Raw genomic sequence first — 18,234 nt, 5'->3', positions numbered from 1 at the left:
GCACCAGGCTGCCGGACTGTTCAGGTTGTCTTACGGCTGATCGTGTCCGGTGCTGGTGAACATCGTCAGGTAAAGGATCATCAGGTTTGCCCGAGCTTTCCTTGTGTCAATCCAGATTCCTGATCACGCATCCAGACCAGAGCCCCTGCATGGATAAACAACGTCATCAGAGTGGTCGATCGTATTCATTATCTGGAACGTGCCAATCCGTGCGCGCCAGCACAGACCGTAGAGTGCGCAATCTCATGTGGACTTCGGCAAGCCACACAGCAATGCAGACTGCCCGCCGTGTGCTGCCTTGGCACGACCAGCCTCATCGCGCGCAACAACAGACTGACTGAAAAACTGGATTTTAACGGATTGCGAATGGGCTCATGCGGGATCACCCTAGAGCCAGCAGTGCTGTGTTAACTTGAGGATATGGGTTTTGCCCGTTTCTCTTTGTTATGCAGGGCCTGTCCCAGTCCCGGTCCTCTGCCGAAATGAGGGGTGCGGGTCCGGCCGCAATCAGGCAGGATGACTATCGATGATTATTCGATCTTTGCTCGACACCGATCTTTACAAGTTCACCATGATGCAGGTGGTATTGCACCATTTTCCGTCAGCCCAGGTGCAGTATCGTTTCTGGTGCAGAACGCCAGACGTGGATTTTGGGCCTTTTATCGACGAGATCGAGCGTGAGATCGATGCGTTGTGCGAGGTGAGACTGCGCGAAGACGAGCTTGATTACTTGAGATCTCTGAGATTCATCAAAAGCGACTTTGTCGATTTTCTGGGACTGTTTCATCTGCCGCGCAAGAGTATTCACGTCAGTCCAGGCGACAAGCCAGGCGAGTTGTCGATCGTGGTCGAAGGGGCCTGGCTGCATACCATTCTGTTCGAGATACCTGTTCTTGCAATTGTCAACGAGGTTTACTTCAGGCACCGAATCCCGGAACCTGACCTGGAGCTCGGCAGGGCCCGCTTGATGGAGAAAGTCGAGATGGTGAAACAGGCATCGGATCTGCCTGCTTTCCGGGTGGCGGAATACGGTACGCGACGTCGCTTCTCTCACGCGTGGCACGATGAGGTGCTGCGAGCGCTCAAGGCCAGAATGGGCCCGAGTCTGGCAGGAACCAGTAACGTATACATGGCCAGGCGACATGGTTTGACCCCGATGGGAACGATGGGGCATGAGTATTTGCAGGCCTGCCAGGCGCTTGGCCCAAGGTTGCGTGACTCCCAGGTCTTTGCACTTGAGGTCTGGGCAAAGGAGTATCGTGGCGATCTCGGAATTGCTCTGTCCGACGTGTACGGACTTGAGGCCTTTCTGAGGGACTTCGACATGTACTTCTGCAAGCTGTTTGATGGTGCTCGTCACGATTCCGGCGATCCGATGGAATGGGGAGAACGGATGATTGAGCACTACCGTGCGAACCGGGTCGACCCACTCTCCAAGACCCTGGTGTTCTCGGACGGTCTGAACTTTTCCAGGGCACTGGAGCTTGCAAGACGCTTTGCCGGACGTATCCAGGTTTCGTTCGGAATAGGGACCAATCTGACGCACGATCTGGGCCATGAGCCACTTCAGGTCGTGATGAAGATGGTTCGCTGCAACGGACAGCCGGTCGCGAAAATTTCTGATGAACCGGCCAAGACCATGTGTGATGATCCGGCCTACCTGTCGTATTTGCGGCACGTGTTCGACTTGCCTTCTGTATGACGGCAAACAGCGAGTGCGCTATCCTAGCAGTTGTTTAACTGCGGTCTATCTGAAGGAAACCATTCATGCAGTCGATTCAACGTATAAATGTCGAGAAACGGCTCTCTGATGTTGCGGTTTATAACGGGGTTGCATACCTTGCTGGCCAGATTCCAGAGGATGCCAGTCTGGATATGACCGGGCAGACCGAACAGGTTCTGTCCATCATTGATCAGTTGCTTGAAGTGGCCGGGACCAACAAGTCGCGGATTCTGATGGCCCAGATCTTTATTTCCAACATGGCTGAATTTGACGCAATGAACAAGGCTTGGGATGCCTGGGTCGATCAGGGCAACGCACCACCTCGTGCGACGGTTGAGGCCAGACTGGCCAACCCGAATTTCAAAGTCGAGATTGTCGTGACAGCCGCTGTGTAAACGAGACGGGGCTCCTCGTTAGAGGCGCTCCTGATGGAGAGTATTTCATGGTCTCGTTTTCTGCTCATTGGCCTGATTCCACGCTGATGCAGGGATGGATGGCCGGATTGCCGGATTCAGCGCGCCCGGTGCTGGAGCAGGCGTGTCAGTGGGTGCGAGACCACTATCGCGAAGATGAAACGCCTGGCGGAGAGAGTTTGCTGGAGCACAGCGCAGAGCTCGTGTTGATTCTGGCTTCACTTCGCTCTGATCTCGAAACAAGGGCAGCGGCCTTGCTGCTGTGCCTGCCGGAGTACAGAGGCAGGGGTCCTGACCCTTTGCATAAGGCGTTTGGAACAGACGTAGGCAAATTGCTGCAGGGTACACATGCACTCCTGCGTCTGGGCAAGGTGGCGCGCGAGATCAACCAGAGCGGGCCGCGTGATCAGGTTGACCAGCGAGAAATGTTGCGCAAGATGCTGCTGGCGATGGCCGCGGACTTGCGCATCGTTCTGATCCGGCTTGCCTCCCGATTGCAGACACTGCGCTGGCATGCGCGCACCAAGACGCCTTGCGATCGCGATCTCGCAGCCGAGACACTCGACTTGTATGCTCCATTGGCTAATCGTCTTGGTGTCTGGCAGATCAAGTGGGAAATGGAAGACCTGGCTTTCCGGTTTCTGGAGCCAGATCGCTACAGGGAAATTGCCGGAAAGCTGGAAGAAAAGCGCGTTGAGCGCGAAGAATTCATTCGAGCCTCTGTTGACAAGCTCAGGAATCTGCTGAATCAGGCCGGAATAGAGGCCACCATTTCGGGGCGTCCCAAGCACATCTACAGCATCTGGAACAAGATGCGTAACAAAGCCATTGATTTCAGCAAGTTGTATGACTTGCGTGCCTTGCGGGTAATCGTGAGCGATGAGAGAGCCTGTTACGCGGTGCTTGGACTGGTCCACGAGCACTGGACCCCCATTGTGGAGGAGTTTGACGATTACATTGCACGGCCCAAGCCGAATGGGTACAGGTCGTTGCACACGGTTATTCAGGACGTACAAGGCAGGGCATTTGAAGTCCAGATCAGGACCAGAGCCATGCACGAGTTTGCAGAGCATGGCATGGCAGCCCACTGGCGTTACAAGGAAGCAGGACCCAAAGGAGGGCAGGTCGCAGCAGCTGATCCTTACTCCAGACAGCTTGCCTGGATGCGCCAGTTGCTGGAATGGCAGACTGAAGCGGACAGTGTCAGGACGTCGCCGGATAAAGACTCCGGGACATTATCAGACCGGATCTATGTACTGTCGCCGCAAGCTCGCGTGATTGAGTTGCCGCGAGGTGCCACGCCTGTGGACTTTGCTTACCATCTGCATACCGATCTTGGGCATCGCTGTCGCGGAGCCAAGGTCGACGGCGTGATGGTGCCTTTGCAAACGCGTCTTGAAACGGGTCAGACGGTGGAAGTTCTGACGACCAAGGCTGGAGGCCCTTCCCGGGACTGGCTCAACCCTCAGCTTGGTTATCTGGCAAGCAATCGCGCCAGGTCCAAAGTACGAGCCTGGTTCAACGCAATCGAGTTGCAGCAACGCATCGTCCAGGGGCATAGTCTGGTCGACAAGGAACTGCAGCGACTGGGCAAGACGGCCGTCAATCAGGAGCAACTCGCGCAGCAACTTGGATTTGCACGCGCTGATGATCTGTATGTTGCTGTGGCAAAGGATGACTTCAGCCTGCGCCATCTCGATGCTGTCTTCAATCCGGCTCAACCCGCCCGGACAGATCACCAGCAGATCATGTTGGCGCAGGCACTGAAGTATCAGGAGAAGGCAGAGTCCGCCGGCTCTGGAGGAACGGGAATACTGGTTGAAGGGGTCAGTTCGTTGCTGACTCAGCTTGCACGTTGCTGCAGGCCGGCCCCACCTGACGAGATCGGCGGGTTTGTGACGCGTGGTCGAGGGGTGTCGGTTCACAGGACTGTCTGTCCGAGCTTCCGGCAGTTAAGTGAGCGACATCCTGAACGGGTGATCGATGTTTCGTGGGGACAGGCAAAGGAAGCGCTGTATCCGGTGGATGTTGTGGTTCACGCTCACGATCGCTCGGCCTTGCTCAGGGATTTGTCTGAGGCGTTTTCCCGTCTCAGGCTCAACGTGATTGGTGTTAACACCCACAGCAAAGGATCTCTCGCGCACATGCAGTTTACGGTGCAGGTGGCCGATGCTGAAGATCTTGCCGGAGCAATGCGTGCACTGTCCGAGGTTCAGGGAGTGCTCGATGTACAGCGCCGATAGTGTGGATGACGGGTTGGGCTGTTAAAATCAGGGTTTTAGTCCGCCGGCATGGAGGCAGTTGCCTTGAAACCTTACGATTTTCCGGATGCAAAAGGACACTTTGGTCCTTATGGTGGCGTTTTCGTGGCGGAAACGCTCATGCATGCGCTTTCCGAGTTGCAGCAAGCTTATGAAACCTATCGTGACGAGCCCGAGTTCCTGGCCGAGTTTCATAGCGAGCTCAGACATTTCGTCGGCCGTCCGACGCCGATTTACCATGCACGGCGATGGTCTGAGGAGCTTGGCGGAGCACAGATCTGGTTCAAACGCGAAGACCTGAACCACACCGGCGCTCACAAGATCAATAACAGTCTTGGGCAGGCATTGCTGGCAAGGCGGATGGGCAAGAAGCGCATCATTGCTGAAACCGGGGCTGGACAGCATGGTGTTGCAACGGCAACAGTCTGTGCGCGGTACGGGATGGAGTGTATCGTCTACATGGGCAGTGAGGACGTCAAACGCCAGGCGCCAAATGTCTATCGAATGAAGCTGCTTGGTGCGACCGTAGTTCCGGTTGAGTCTGGCTCCAAAACACTGAAGGATGCACTGAACGAGGCGCTTCGTGACTGGGTGACAAACGTAGACACGACCTTCTACATTATCGGAACAGTGGCCGGTCCTCACCCTTATCCGATGCTGGTCCGTAATTTCCAGTCTGTGATTGGTGAGGAATCGATTGTGCAGATGGAGCAGTACGCTGGAAGGCAACCGGATTATGTTGTTGCGTGCGTTGGTGGCGGATCCAATGCAATGGGCATTTTCTATCCATACCTCAAGCACGAGGACGTCAAGCTTATCGGAGTTGAGGCGGCGGGGCACGGGGTTTCGACAGGTGAACACGCTGCGTCAATCGGCGCTGGGCAAGTCGGGGTGCTACATGGCAATCGCACCTATGTCATCCAGAACGAGCACGGACAGGTCAAGGAAACACACTCGATCTCCGCGGGCCTTGACTACCCAGGTGTGGGCCCTGAACATGCCTGGCTGAACGACTCTGCTCGGGCTTCGTATGTCGGAGTGACAGATGACGAAGCACTTGAGGCGTTTCATACCTGCTGCCGTATTGAAGGGATTATCCCCGCGCTGGAAAGCTCGCATGCGCTCGCTCATGCAGCGAAACTTGCAAAGACGCTCTCCAGGGACCGGATCGTACTGGTTAATCTGTCTGGTCGCGGTGACAAGGACATCAACACAGTTGCCCAGCGCAGCGGCATTGAAATCTGAGAGGCTTCGAGGTGACGATACAAAGAATTACGGACGCACTTGATCAAGCGAAAGCCCAGAATCGAGCGGCACTGATTCCATACATTGCCGCGGGTAATCCGTTGGCTGACTCGACTGTGAAACTTATGCATGAACTGGTCAAGGCCGGTTCAGACGTGATCGAGCTCGGAGTGCCATTTTCAGATCCGATGGCGGATGGTCCGATCATTCAGAAAGCAGCTGAGCATGCTATTGCCCAAGGCGTCGGGTTGCCACAGATTCTTGAAATGGTTGCAGCGTTCCGCAAGGATGATGTGGTTACACCGGTCGTCTTGATGGGGTATGCCAACCCGGTAGAGCGAATGGGTCAGCAGGCATTTGTTGATCGTGCGGCAGCATCAGGTGTAGATGGTGTGTTGATCGTCGACTATCCACCAGAGGAAGTTGAGCAGTTTGGTCAGATGCTGGACAAGGCACAGATCGCTCCTATCTTTTTGCTCGCGCCAACGTCCACGCAGGAACGCGTGGCAGCTGTTGGCAAGGTTGCGCGTGGTTATGTTTACTACGTGTCGCTCAGAGGAATCACGGGCGCCGCGAATATCGATACCGAGGACGTGGCTCGCCAGGTCCGACGTATTCGTGAACACGTTTCGATTCCGATCGGTGTCGGCTTTGGGATCAGCGACGAGGTTAGCGCATCCAGGGTTGCCAGGGTTGCAGACGCAGTCGTGATTGGAAGCAAATTGATCTCGGTGATGAATCAAGCATGTGAGGGGCTCGAATCTGCGAAGCAGACCGACGCTGCCGTCAAGGCGGGTCACGACTGGCTGGCAGGAATCAGGCGGGCGATCGAGCAAGTTGATAAACGGTCCGCGGAGCAAACGGCATGAGTTGGTTAGACAAAATTCTGCCTCCTCGCATTAACAAGAATGGTGATCCCGGAGGCAAGCGGGTACCTGAGGGTCTCTGGGTTAAATGTCCCTCCTGCGAGACTGTTCTCTACAACGAGGATCTGGCTGCCAACTTGCATGTGTGCCCAAAGTGTGATCATCACTTGCGGATTAATGCACGTGCACGCGTTGCAGCCTTGCTTGATCGGGAGGGGCAGGTTGAGATAGGTCAGAATACGCGCTCAGTCGATCCACTGAAGTTCAAGGACTCCAGAAAGTATCCTGAACGCTTGCAGGAAGCTGTCAAGCAGACGGGTGAGTCTGAAGCTTTGCTGACGGTAAGTGGCTCCATTCACAGCTTGCCGTGCGTGATTTCCGCTTTCGAATTTGATTTCCTGGGCGGATCGATGGGGTCTGTTGTTGGTGAGCGATTTGTACGTGGCGTCCAGCATGCAATCGAGCAGCGTACACCCTTCATTTGTGTGACTGCCTCTGGTGGTGCGCGAATGCAGGAAAGCCTCTTCTCGCTCTTTCAGATGGCTAAAACCAATGCCGCACTATCTGAACTGGCCCGGCACAGATTGCCTTATATCAGTATTCTGACTGACCCAACCATGGGAGGCGTATCAGCCAGCTTTGCCTTTGTTGGTGATGTGGTGATCGCCGAACCGAAGGCGCTGATCGGCTTTGCTGGACCACGTGTCATCGAACAGACAGTACGTGAGAAGTTGCCGGAAGGATTTCAGCGATCGGAGTTTCTGCTTCAGAAAGGTGCGATTGACATGGTTGTCGATCGACGTCAATTGCGCAACGAACTCGCCTTATTGATGGGTCTGTTGATGGACCAGACGGTCGACCTTTCTGGTTGAGATGATTGAGTGCGTGTGGGGCTTTAAATAGCTTCCTGCATAGACTTTCCTTGGCTTTCTGAGCTAAATCCCCAGAGAATCCCTGCCCAGAAATGGTGCCGGGATTTTTTATGTGCGCCCAGCATGGGCGCACACCTGCGGGTGCAAGTCCCGCTGCGAGCTGGTCACAGTGAGCAAAGTGAAGCGCAACTGCGAAAGGGTGACCGATCGTGGGGAGAGCGAAGCGAGGGGCCAAGCGTGGAGCGTAAGTCGCGAGCCGACGAACAGAAATCGCATACAAGGCACTGCCGAGCAGGGCGAGCGGGCCATAAACCGCAAAGCTCTTGTGACCAAGGTGAGGTGGTGTAGATGCGGCGGTTGTGCGACGAAGGTGTGCGTGAACCCTTATCTGGGGAGATCTCGCCTTGATCCTGAAAGTGCAACGGATGGGTCGGCGCGAGAAATCGGTTTTGCCGACTCAGACACCGGCCTCCCGAGTTCTGCCATTTAGTACGTGTTTTCGAGTTTCAACAGCTCGGTCAGCTTTTTGATCACGGCGGATTCCGATTGCATCCTCAGGGGGTGGACGAACCCGGTGCGGTCGTCACGAATCCGGACATCATGCACTTTCCACAACTCATCTCGAATTCGCCTGATCGACACACTGGTTTTGATTTCCAGATACTTCGCCATCATCAAGGCCATGAAGCAGGTGACGATGTGCGAACGAATCGCGTCCTGCGTACGATGATAAATGGGCCGTGCCTGCAAATCTGACTTGCTGATCCGGAATGCCTGTTCGACATGCCAGAGGTCGTGATAATGGCGCACCACGTCCTCATCAGACAAATCCTGTGGTGAGATATTGGTCACGTAACCCTTGATGCCAAGCAGCGTCTGCGCCTTTTCGTTGAGTTCATCGTTGAACTCGAACTGGCCCTTGCTGTTGGACTTCTTGATGAATCGAGCCCTTCTGCCTGGCTCGTCGCGATCGAGCAGTGCTCGCGCACGGCTGACCTGTTTTTCGAGCTCTCGCTTGTCTTTCTTGTAGCGTGCGTCCGAGAACTGGCACACGATACTGACGTCAACTTGAACTTTGCTATTCCTGAGTGTGTGAGAGAACCGGCGCACAGCTTTGTCAATGCGTGGCATTTTTGCGTCGATCTGATCAATGAATGCCTTGCTGTGGTTGGCCAGTCGAGCCCCTACGATGTATCGATAGCCTTGTTGCTGTAACTGGTGCATGTTCTCCGTCGAAAGCATGGCAGCATCGGCCACGATGACGGGTTTGCAAGCCGATCCGACACGTTGCTCAAAGCGCCTGAGAATGTCCAGCATCGTGTGACCTTCGAAGGTATTGCCCTCGAAGACTTCGTGCATGACGGGAAAGCCTGACGTGGTGGTGATCAGACCGATGACGATCTGAGGTTGCTGGGGTTTGTTGTCTTTGGAGAAACCGGGTCGTTGAAAGTCATATTCCTTGAACGACTCGAAGTACAGCGTCGTGACATCATAGAGAACCAGGTTCAACGGCTCCTTGAGCTCATTCTGCACCAGGGCAATGGCGGCTGACTCGATGTGCGGTTGCTGCTCAACGAGTCGAGGCAACAAGCGGTAGACGGTGCGCTCCGCATAGCGCACGTCAAAGTGTTCCTGTAGTCGTTGTAGAGTGCGCAGCTTGGAAGCTGGCTCAATGATCCGCATGAGGGCCAGATCGAGGTATAGCTCGTGCAGTTCGCTCAAACCGCAACGTTTGGCACAGACCAGCAATGCCGAACGGGCAAACTGATGGGTGACGCCGATGACACTGGCGTGACGCATGTCAACCGCTGGGGGTGGTGCCAGCTCCTCGGCAAAGAGACTGGGCTGCACGCAATGTGCCTCTGCGTAGCGATGGGCCTCGGCCAGCAGGGTTTGGAGGGTGCTGTCATCGTGCGCACTGCCCATGTGTTTGACGACCTCACAGCGCGATGCCTTGTATCGCACCACCTGAACGGCGGTCGCGCCTGATTTGGTCCGGGTCTTTCTGACGGTGAGATCTCCTCGCATGAGCGAAAAGATAGCATTTAGTACGTGTTTACGTCTTCTGGGAAATTGTAAGGAATTGAAAAATAACAACTATTTTTCAATTCTCAATTTTTCTTAATAAAGTTGGCAGAAGTCAGGACGGATGGGTCGGCGCGAGAAATCGGTTTTGCCGACTCAGACACCGGCCTTATCGGTGTCTGAGTCGGGAGTAAAACACAGGCTATGACTCCCAAGTCGGTGACTATTTGATAGTGAAAGTTGAGGATTTCACCTCACATAAGAAAAGCGCTCCGAAGACCTGTCAAGTCTTCGGAGCGCTTTTTGTGGTCCTGTCTTCACATGGGATATCAGGCGTGCTGGCGAGTTTCTACTTGCACGAGTTCCTGATTCTCTGCTTTGACAATCTGCCTTGGTTCACGCCCCAGACGGGTTGGTGAACCGGATGAGGCTTCTTTGGCTTGAGCAACCCGTTCAGGGTTACTTTCAACCCACTTCAGACCTGCGGATTCGATGATTGCGTGGAGTGTTTCACGGTCTGCATCGTTGAGTTCGCCAATATTCGAATTGCTTCTCGATCCTTTAGAGACGCTATTGCTGACACGAATTTCCTCCGTTTGTGTCGTCTCCTCGCTAGCGAGCCTGATTGGTGATTCAGACGCATCAGATTCAGCCGTATCAGCGACATGATTGACCTGAGAGTCTATCTGCCTTTCAGGTACCGTCTGTTCTACTGCCGATTCCTCTACTGATGATTCGCCTTGTGACGTCACGTCGCGAGTCTCTGCGCTGGAGGCTGCCGCGACCTGCTCAATTGGATTCGAATTGAGGGCTTCACCTTTTTCCGACTTGGCCTGAGCAGGCAGGTTCGCTGATTCTTGATCGGCGCCCCTTGTGGGCTTGTCCTCGGAAGCAGTTTGACCATCCGCGTCAACGGAAGTGAGATTCGCATCTGTAGCGTCTGTTGCAAGCAGCGTTGGTTCAACGGGCTTGTTCTCAGGCAAAGCGGACGTTATTGCGTCAGAGGCAATCTCTGAATCCTCGACGTTAGTCAATTTTGACTTTACAGGTTCGGAAACAGATTCTGACGTGGTCTGACCTGATACAGGCTTGGTGCTGGGCGCTTCTTCGGCTGAGGACTCTTTGAATGCCGGCTCCTTCTCTGGCTCTGCCACGTGAGGAGCTGATACTGCATTGGTAGCGAGATCAGTTGCCACGACAGAGGCTACGGCTGTCGCCTGGGCAGGAGCGCTGGTTCGATCAGCTTTGTCATCCACTTGTTGAGACGGAGCGTCCGGCCCGGATGAGCGATTGTCAGTGACTTGCTTATCTTCAGAAGCGGGCCCATCCTGATTCTCTACATTCTGATCGGTACTCTGACCGTTCGCTTCGCTCGGGCGGCGTGAACGGCGTCCACGGCGACTGCGGCGACGCGGACGATCGAGTTGTTCCCCGTTCTGCTGTTCATCATTGCGTGCCTGATCGACTGATGTATCTGTAGCGTCAGTGTCTTGCGTAGTGACTGGCTCAGGCGTATTTTGCTCAGCTTGCTGATCCACCATCTGCGTATTGGCGGTCTCGGAAGTTGCTGCCAGGTTCTGGGCCTTGTTGCGCGAGCGACTGCGACGACTGCGGTTGTTGCGTGAGCGGCTTGACGATTCGGACTGGGCCTGGTCTTCCTGGCCGGGGACTTCAGATACGGTTGCCGGACTTGGGCTTGACTCATCGGCCTTGCGTTCGGTGCCTTGCTGATGATCTGCTTGACGACTCTGCGGCTTGGATGGGCGGCGACCGCGGGAGCCAGAAGACTGACCGTCGGTTTGTGAAGCGTTACGACGTGAGCCGCTGTTGCGACTGCGTCCAGCGCTTTCAGACTTTGCGGTAGGTGTCTCTTCGGTCGTGGTCGCCGTTGATGCGCCGGTCAGCCATGCCATGAAACGAGAAAGCAGTCCGGGAAGGCGAATGGCATCCTCAGTTGTCTCGGCCTTTGGTTGAGCCTGACGGGTTTGACTGGCGCCTGATGTTTTTGCGGTGCTGGATTGTGGTGCAGGCTGTGAAGGCGTGATCGCTTTGACCAGTGCCTCGGGCTTGATCCGTGTGTCAGATTCTTTTGGTGCCCAGCCAGTGTCGGTGGGAGGGGCTTGAATCAGGTCGAAACTGGATTTGAGATCTTCAAGCCGCTGGTCATCATGCTTCAGACGCTCAATGATGTGATGGGGCGTTTCCAGATGCTTGTTTGGAATCAGCATCAAATTGACTTTGAGGCGAGCCTCAATCTTGGTGATGTCGCTACGCTTTTCATTAAGCAGGAACGTTGCGACCTCGACAGGAACCTGGGCATGGATGGCCGCAGTGTTTTCCTTCATCGCCTCTTCCTGGAGCAGACGCAACACATGAAGCGCACTGGACTCTGCATCACGAATTACACCTGTTCCGTTACAGCGGGGGCAGGTGATGTGCGATCCTTCACTCAGGGCTGGGCGAAGTCTCTGTCTGGATAGTTCCATCAGGCCGAAGCGGGAAATCTTGCCCATCTGAACCCGTGCCCGGTCCACATGTAGAGCTTCGCGCAGTTTCTGTTCGACAGCACGTTGGTTCTTGCTGTCTTCCATGTCGATGAAATCGATCACGATCAGACCGCCAAGGTCTCTCAAACGCAGCTGGCGCGCGGCCTCTTCCGCTGCTTCGAGGTTCGTTCGCAGCGCAGTTTCTTCAATATCAGCGCCACGCGTAGAGCGCGCCGAGTTTACGTCGATTGCGACCAGCGCCTCAGTGTGGTCGACAACGATCGATCCACCAGAAGGCAGATTGACGTGTCTGGAATAGGCTGTTTCGATCTGGTGCTCGATTTGAAACCGTGAAAACAGCGGGACGTCATCCTGATAGCGCTTGACCCGATGGACGTTGTCCGGCATCACCACGCTCATGAACGCGCTGGCCTGGTCGGCAATGTCATCCGTGTCGATCAGGATCTCACCGATGTCTGGCGAGAAGTAATCGCGGATGGCACGGATAACCAGACTGGATTCCAGATAAATGAGAATCGGGGCCGGGTTGGATTTGGCTGCGCCGTCAATCGCGTGCCAGAGTTGCATCAGATAGGAAAGATCCCATTGCAGCTCTTCAACAGATCGCCCGATACCAGCGGTGCGTGCGATGATGCTCATCCCCTGCGGGATGTCGAGCTGGTCCATGGCTTCGCGCAGTTCCTGGCGGTCCTCGCCTTCGACTCGCCTCGACACGCCACCACCGCGAGGGTTGTTCGGCATCAGGACCAGGTAGCGGCCTGCGAGCGAAACAAATGTCGTGAGGGCAGCGCCTTTATTGCCGCGCTCTTCCTTCTCGACCTGTACGATCAGCTCCTGGCCTTCCTTGAGTGCGTCCTGGATCCTGGCTGACCGGACATCGATTCCTTCCTTGAAATAGGAACGAGCAACTTCCTTAAAAGGCAGGAAGCCGTGACGCTCTTCACCGTAATTGACAAAGCAGGCCTCAAGACCTGGTTCGATCCGGGTGATGACTCCTTTGTAGATATTGCCTTTGCGCTGTTCGCGGCCGGCGGTTTCGATATCCAGGTCAATGAGCTTTTGCCCATCAACGATAGCAACGCGTAACTCTTCTTGGTGCGTTGCATTGAACAACATGCGTTTCATTCAAACTCTCCATCAGGTTGTCGCGACGTCAGTGTCGCGCAGCCCTGGAGACCGATGGTTCAAGCATCGAAACGCAGCCGCTTCACGCCGGATCAGAAGACCGGGAAGAGGCTAATCAGCAAGCAATATGGCGCTCGCGCCGGAAGGCGCATCGTTCGTACAGTCGGTCAGGTTTCAACTAAAGTCAAAGCCAGGTTAAGTGTATTGAATACCCCAGGCGATTACTGCATCAGCCTGGTGGCAGAAAATATCGACAGTTTGTTCTTGCGAAACGTTTCGTTCTTGCCGTGCCGGGGAATCCATGTTTCCGGCGGTCGGTCACCACAGGTCTGGCGAAGCTGACGGTACAATCGCCGTCAGGACGGAGACGCGCGCTTTAAGCAGCGAATCTCGACGTCGGTCGCATTCCAGACCCTTTAAGGCTAAATGGATTATATGCCTGTTTTTGATAACCGCAAAGAAGAACGCCAGATCGGCCAGCCTACGCCGGTCGTACGCATGGTGGAGGTGACTGCGGCCCATGAAGGTCAGCGCCTGGACAATTTCCTGATTCGACTTTGTAAAGGTGTCCCTAAAAGTCATCTCTACAAGGCTGTCAGATCCGGGTCTGTTCGGGTCAACCGTTCCCGTACATCTGTTGATTACCGAATTCAGATCGGTGACGTGATCCGGGTTCCCCCCTTTCGGATGGCACCAGAAAGCGAGCGCAAGGTGCCCGGCAGAGAGTTTCCGGTTGTGTTCGAGGATGACTCTATTCTGGTCATTGACAAGCCGGCCGGGACCGCCGTGCACGGAGGCAGTGGCGTGTCCTTCGGGGTGATCGAGGCAATCAGGGCGGCGCGCCCACAGGCCCGGTTTCTCGAGCTTGTGCACCGGCTTGACCGCGACACGTCGGGATTGCTGATTCTGGCCAAGCAGCGCAAGGCGTTGATCCGCCTGCACGAGATGATGCGCGACGGAGAGTTTCGCAAACACTACCTGGCGCTGGTCAAAGGGCGTGTTGCTAACGATCGTCAGCATGTACGACAGCGTCTGACCAAATGGAGTACCCCGTCTGGCGAAAGGCGAGTGCGGGTTGATGAGCAGGGGCAGCAGGCTCATACCGTTGTGACTTGTCTGAAACGGTTTGCCGGTTATTCACTGGTGGATGCCGAACTGAGAACCGGCCGGACGCACCAGATCCGGGTTCATCTCGCGTCGCTCGGCCATCCAATTGTCGGTGACGATAAATATGGTGACGAAGAAGATTCAAGATGGTTTGCATCAAGCGGATTCAAACGCATGTTTCTGCACGCGGCAAGCCTTACGTTTATTCACCCCTTGACAGGCCAGTATCTCGCACTCGAGGCTACTTTGCCCGATACCTGCGAATTTGCACTCGGTTTGGTGGAGCAGTCTGAATGAGTCAATACGAGCTGGTTATCTTTGACTGGGATGGCACCCTGATGGATTCGACCCGCGATATTACGCGGGCAATCCAGGCCGCTAGCGCTGATCTTGGACTTGCTGTGCCTGATGAGGAGCGCGCAAGCTGGGTGATCGGACTCTCCTTGCAGCAGGCACTAGAGCATGCCGTCCCAGATCTGACCGAGCGTGATCGCAAGCAGTTTCTTGAGCGCTATCGGTATCATTATCTGATGCGAGACAGTGAACTTAAACTGTTTGATGGGGTCACAGAGATGCTGGAATCACTGGTCGGCCGTGGCGTGATGCTTGCAGTTGCAACAGGAAAAAGTCGTGTCGGGCTGGATCGAGCGTTCAAGGCAAGTGGCATAGAGCGGTATTTTGCGTCGTCCAGATGTGCGGATGAAACGTTTGGCAAGCCTCATCCGGGGATGCTCCTTGAATTGATGGATGAGCTTTGTGTGGCGCCTGAGAAGGTTGTCATGATCGGTGACACATCCCATGATCTGAATATGGCGGCAAATGCCTGCGTTCACGGATTAGGTGTGACGTACGGAGCACATTCTGAACAGGAACTGCGCAGGCATCCGCATCAGGCCATCCTTTCAGGTACAGATACTGTTCACCAGTGGTTGGTCCAGCGAGTCTGAAGTTACCCTTCGGGGTGTGTGGCACCCATGGAGAATTTGAATGGCCAGTTATCGGTTCAATCAGCCAAAGCCCTCAGAGATCACACCAGAGGAAGTCTGGGTCAACCGGCGGCGGTTTATTTCGGCAGGAGTGGCTGCAGGTGCAGGTGTTGCGCTCGCGGGGCTTGCTGATGTGTCTGTCGCCAATACCAGTGCAGGTGGGCGGGACCTGCCAGCGCAAGTAAACCGGGACTACCTTCTGATGGATGCGACGACCCCGGAAAAGGATGTCACCTCCTACAACAACTTCTACGAGTTTGGTCTGGACAAGTCTGATCCCTCGCGATACGCCGGCAAGATGGTGACTGACCCATGGTCTGTGCGAGTGGAAGGTGAAGTTGGCAAGCCTGGTACCTTCGGACTTGAGGAGTTGCTGGCGCTTGAGCCTATGCAGGAGCGCGTGTATCGCTTGCGTTGCGTCGAGGGGTGGTCCATGGTCATCCCCTGGGTCGGCTACTCCCTGGCGAGCTTGCTCAAGAAAGTAGAGCCGACAGGTAACGCCAAGTACGTCGAGTTTGTTACCGATATGCAGCCTGATGTCATGCCTGGTTTGCGTTCGCGTGTCCTGGAATGGCCTTACCGGGAAGCTTTGCGAATGGACGAAGCCATGCATCCGCTGACCTTGTTGACTTTCGGCCTGTACGGCAAGGTGCTCCCGAACCAGAATGGTGCGCCGGTCAGACTCGTCGTGCCTTGGAAGTACGGTTTCAAATCAGCCAAGTCTATTGTGGCGATCCGCGTGACTGAACAGCAACCCACACCGAGCTGGGTTGCTGTCGCTCCTCAGGAGTACGGTTTTTACGCGAATGTAAACCCTGAGGTTCGCCACCCGCGCTGGAGCCAGGCAACAGAGCGCAGAATCGGAGAAGGCGGGTTCTTTACGCCACGCCGCCCGACGCTGATGTTTAACGGTTATGCCGACCAGGTTGCCAGTCTTTATTCAGGCATGGATCTGGCTAAAAACTATTGATCTCCGGTGATCTGATCGATTCTCTTTTTCCTTCTGTTTCGTCATTTTCCTTCCGGGGTGACAAGCATTCCAGGGACGCCGGACAACCATGATCCGATCAAACCGTTTGTCTGCAAATCAGGTCGATGCCTGGAAGCCCTGGCTACTGGTTGTTTGTGGCTATCCGGTCATCCGGTGGTTGTATCTCGGATGGACAGACGGCCTGACTGCCAATCCAGTCGAGTTTCTGACGCGTTCTTCGGGAACCTGGGCATTAGTGGCGCTCTTGCTGACCTTGGCCGTGACGCCGGTTCAGGTTGCGCTTGGGGAGCCAGCACTGGTCCGCTTGCGCCGGATGCTTGGTTTGACAGCGTTCTTCTACGCGACGTTGCACATGTTGTCCTGGGCGGGTTGGGAGCATGCCTTTGGCTTGTCAGGCATGTGGAATGACATTCTTGAGCGTCCGTTTGTGGCATTCGGTTCTGTCGCATTCCTGATTTTCACGATTCTGGCTGCTACTTCAAATCAGTGGGCAATGAAGCGTCTCAATAAGCGCTGGAAGTCCTTGCACCAATGGATCTATGGCGCCACTCTGGCGATCATTCTGCATTACTGGCTTCACAAAGCCGGCAAGAATGATTACGCTGACGTCATGGTTTACGGTGCCATTGCCGTGGCATTGCTCGCTTGGCGAGTCCTTCGCAAGATTCAGTATCGTCGGCGCTCTCAGGCCTGAAACAGGAACAAGGTCGGTGCCCTGGACAGGTCTGGGCATCGTATCTTTGGCCAGTTGGATATCTTCTCGGTCCTGATCCATTCGTTTGGACCAGTCAGCCCACTGGCAACGCACAGGCGGGTCTGGGGCCGCAGCGAGCTGATCAGTGTGTCGAGCATTGCCTGATTTCTGTAGGGAGTTTCGATCAGGATCTGAGTCCGATCCTCTTTCTGTGAAACTTGCTCAAGTAGGCGTAATGTCTGCTTGCGTGCGTCTGGTTTGACCGGAACGTACCCATGGAAGGAGAATCGCTGGCCTTGCAATCCACTGCCCATCAGTCCAAGCAGAATAGATGAGGGCCCGACCCACGGTTTGACGATGACGCCCATCTGGTGGGCAAGCATGACAACCCGTGCTCCGGGATCTGCGACCGCGGGGCAGCCAGCCTCGGATACCAGTCCAATGTCCTGTCCATCCATAAGTGGTGTGAGCCATTGACTGATTTGTACATCCGTTGCCCGCTGGCTCAGCGTCTCAATCTGAACGCTCTGGATAGGATGTTCCAATGGCATCTGCTTTAGGAAGGCGCGCGCAGTTTTTGCGTTCTCGGCGATATAACGAGTCAGCTTGCTCGCTACCTTCTGGACATGATCTGGCAGCCAGATGCTGGCTTGCACGTCCGCAAGGCTGACAGGTATGAGGTGTAGAGTGCCAGGCACGGCGTTATCCTTGTTTGCTCAGGCTGATGGGATCAATGCCTATATTATTAAGCAGTCGGGTGAGTGCGATCAGTGGGAGTCCGATGATCGCACTTGGATCGTCGCTGGAAAGCTCTTCCAGCAATGCAATACCCAGGCTTTCGGCCTTGGCACTACCCGCGGTGTCGTAAGGTCGATCGAAAAGCAGGTATGACTCGATCTGCGTCACACTGAGTTGTCGGAACACTGCGCGTGTGGTGGAAACGGTCACCTGCTGTGTGCGAGGGCTGATGACACTCACTGCGCTGTGAAAGTATGCAACCCGACCTGACAGAAGCCGTAATTGCCTGGTCGCTGCATCGTGGGACCCCGGTTTGCCGAGTGGCAAACCGTCCAGATCAAGTACTTGATCGGCACCGATGACAACGCTTGCGGGGCATTGTTTCGCGACCGCAAGCGCTTTTGACAGCGCCAGCCTTCTGGAAATTGATAACGGCGTTTCGTGGGAAAGCGCAACCTCGTCAATATTCGGTACAGCGGTGCGAAAGGCTAGTCCAAGTGATTGCAGCTGAGCCTGTCTGTAGCGGGAGCTTGATGCAAGAATCAGGTCAAGTGTGGTCACGTCTGGCGGAAATTCGATGATGGTTGCAGGGAAGGCCGATGTAACACGTACTCGGTCGGGCAAGGGTCGGTAAGAGTGGGGTCTTTGCGGTTACCAGTGCAGCACCGTATTCTATCTGCT

The 18,234-nt window shown here is 55.1% G+C and carries 14 protein-coding genes; 10 read left to right on the top strand and 4 right to left on the bottom strand.

Annotated features, from left to right (window positions below):
- The first annotated feature begins 526 nt into the window (after positions 1-526).
- The 6 genes from pncB to accD all read left to right on the top strand — a co-directional run bounded on the left by pncB (position 527) and on the right by accD (position 7,380).
- Positions 527-1,702, top strand: coding sequence for a nicotinate phosphoribosyltransferase (gene pncB, locus DBV39_RS08900; RefSeq protein WP_108621233.1), 1,176 nt, complete (start codon positions 527-529; stop codon positions 1,700-1,702).
- 65 nt (positions 1,703-1,767) lie between these two features.
- Positions 1,768-2,118: a RidA family protein gene (locus DBV39_RS08895; protein ID WP_108621232.1), complete on the top strand. Its 351-nt coding sequence runs from the start codon at positions 1,768-1,770 to the stop codon at positions 2,116-2,118.
- Between the two features lie 47 nt (positions 2,119-2,165).
- Positions 2,166-4,379 carry a RelA/SpoT family protein gene (locus tag DBV39_RS08890; protein WP_108621231.1) on the top strand — a complete coding sequence of 738 codons (2,214 nt, stop codon included), beginning with the start codon at positions 2,166-2,168 and terminating at the stop codon, positions 4,377-4,379.
- A 63-nt stretch (positions 4,380-4,442) separates the two neighbouring features.
- Positions 4,443-5,642, top strand: coding sequence for a tryptophan synthase subunit beta (gene trpB, locus DBV39_RS08885; protein ID WP_108623191.1), 1,200 nt, complete (start codon positions 4,443-4,445; stop codon positions 5,640-5,642).
- 11 nt (positions 5,643-5,653) lie between these two features.
- On the top strand, positions 5,654-6,511 hold the full coding sequence (gene trpA / locus DBV39_RS08880) for a tryptophan synthase subunit alpha (RefSeq protein ID WP_108621230.1): 858 nt from the start codon (positions 5,654-5,656) through the stop codon (positions 6,509-6,511).
- Positions 6,508-7,380, top strand: a complete 873-nt coding sequence (accD, locus tag DBV39_RS08875) for an acetyl-CoA carboxylase, carboxyltransferase subunit beta (protein WP_108621229.1) — start codon at positions 6,508-6,510, stop codon at positions 7,378-7,380. Before trpA ends, accD begins: the two co-directional genes overlap by 4 nt.
- 486 nt (positions 7,381-7,866) lie before the next feature.
- Here accD and DBV39_RS08865 read toward each other — a convergent pair whose 3' ends face one another.
- Both DBV39_RS08865 and DBV39_RS08860 read right to left on the bottom strand, forming a co-directional pair.
- Positions 7,867-9,408 (bottom strand): IS1634 family transposase, encoded by a 1,542-nt coding sequence (locus DBV39_RS08865; protein WP_227870873.1) that lies wholly within the window; start codon positions 9,406-9,408, stop codon positions 7,867-7,869.
- Between the two features lie 326 nt (positions 9,409-9,734).
- On the bottom strand, positions 9,735-13,037 hold the full coding sequence (locus DBV39_RS08860; protein ID WP_108621228.1) for an Rne/Rng family ribonuclease: 3,303 nt from the start codon (positions 13,035-13,037) through the stop codon (positions 9,735-9,737).
- A gap of 498 nt (positions 13,038-13,535) precedes the next feature.
- Between DBV39_RS08860 and DBV39_RS08855 the strand changes: the two genes are divergently transcribed.
- From DBV39_RS08855 to DBV39_RS08840, 4 genes are all read left to right on the top strand, one after another.
- Positions 13,536-14,441 (top strand): RluA family pseudouridine synthase, encoded by a 906-nt coding sequence (locus DBV39_RS08855; protein ID WP_108623190.1) that lies wholly within the window; start codon positions 13,536-13,538, stop codon positions 14,439-14,441.
- Positions 14,438-15,091: an HAD-IA family hydrolase gene (locus DBV39_RS08850; RefSeq protein ID WP_108621227.1), complete on the top strand. Its 654-nt coding sequence runs from the start codon at positions 14,438-14,440 to the stop codon at positions 15,089-15,091. The genes DBV39_RS08855 and DBV39_RS08850 overlap by 4 nt, the downstream gene beginning before the upstream one ends.
- A 40-nt stretch (positions 15,092-15,131) precedes the next feature.
- Positions 15,132-16,100: a protein-methionine-sulfoxide reductase catalytic subunit MsrP gene (gene msrP, locus DBV39_RS08845; protein ID WP_108621226.1), complete on the top strand. Its 969-nt coding sequence runs from the start codon at positions 15,132-15,134 to the stop codon at positions 16,098-16,100.
- A gap of 88 nt (positions 16,101-16,188) precedes the next feature.
- Entirely contained in the window at positions 16,189-16,815 is a 627-nt protein-coding gene (locus tag DBV39_RS08840; RefSeq protein WP_108621225.1) for a protein-methionine-sulfoxide reductase heme-binding subunit MsrQ, read from the top strand.
- Here the strand turns inward: DBV39_RS08840 and DBV39_RS08835 are convergent.
- Positions 16,806-17,513, bottom strand: coding sequence for an SAM-dependent methyltransferase (locus tag DBV39_RS08835; RefSeq protein WP_108621224.1), 708 nt, complete (start codon positions 17,511-17,513; stop codon positions 16,806-16,808). The genes DBV39_RS08840 and DBV39_RS08835 overlap by 10 nt on opposite strands.
- A gap of 4 nt (positions 17,514-17,517) precedes the next feature.
- Complete coding sequence (locus tag DBV39_RS08830) at positions 17,518-18,114, bottom strand: Maf family protein (RefSeq protein ID WP_108623189.1); 597 nt, start codon at positions 18,112-18,114, stop codon at positions 17,518-17,520.
- Positions 18,115-18,234 lie beyond the last annotated feature (120 nt).

Source organism: Orrella marina, assembly GCF_003058465.1.
GTDB classification, from domain to species: Bacteria; Pseudomonadota; Gammaproteobacteria; order Burkholderiales; family Burkholderiaceae_B; genus Algicoccus; species Algicoccus marinus.
The sequence above is the reverse complement of the archived record's forward strand: the minus strand, read 5'-3'. Positions and strand labels throughout refer to the sequence as shown.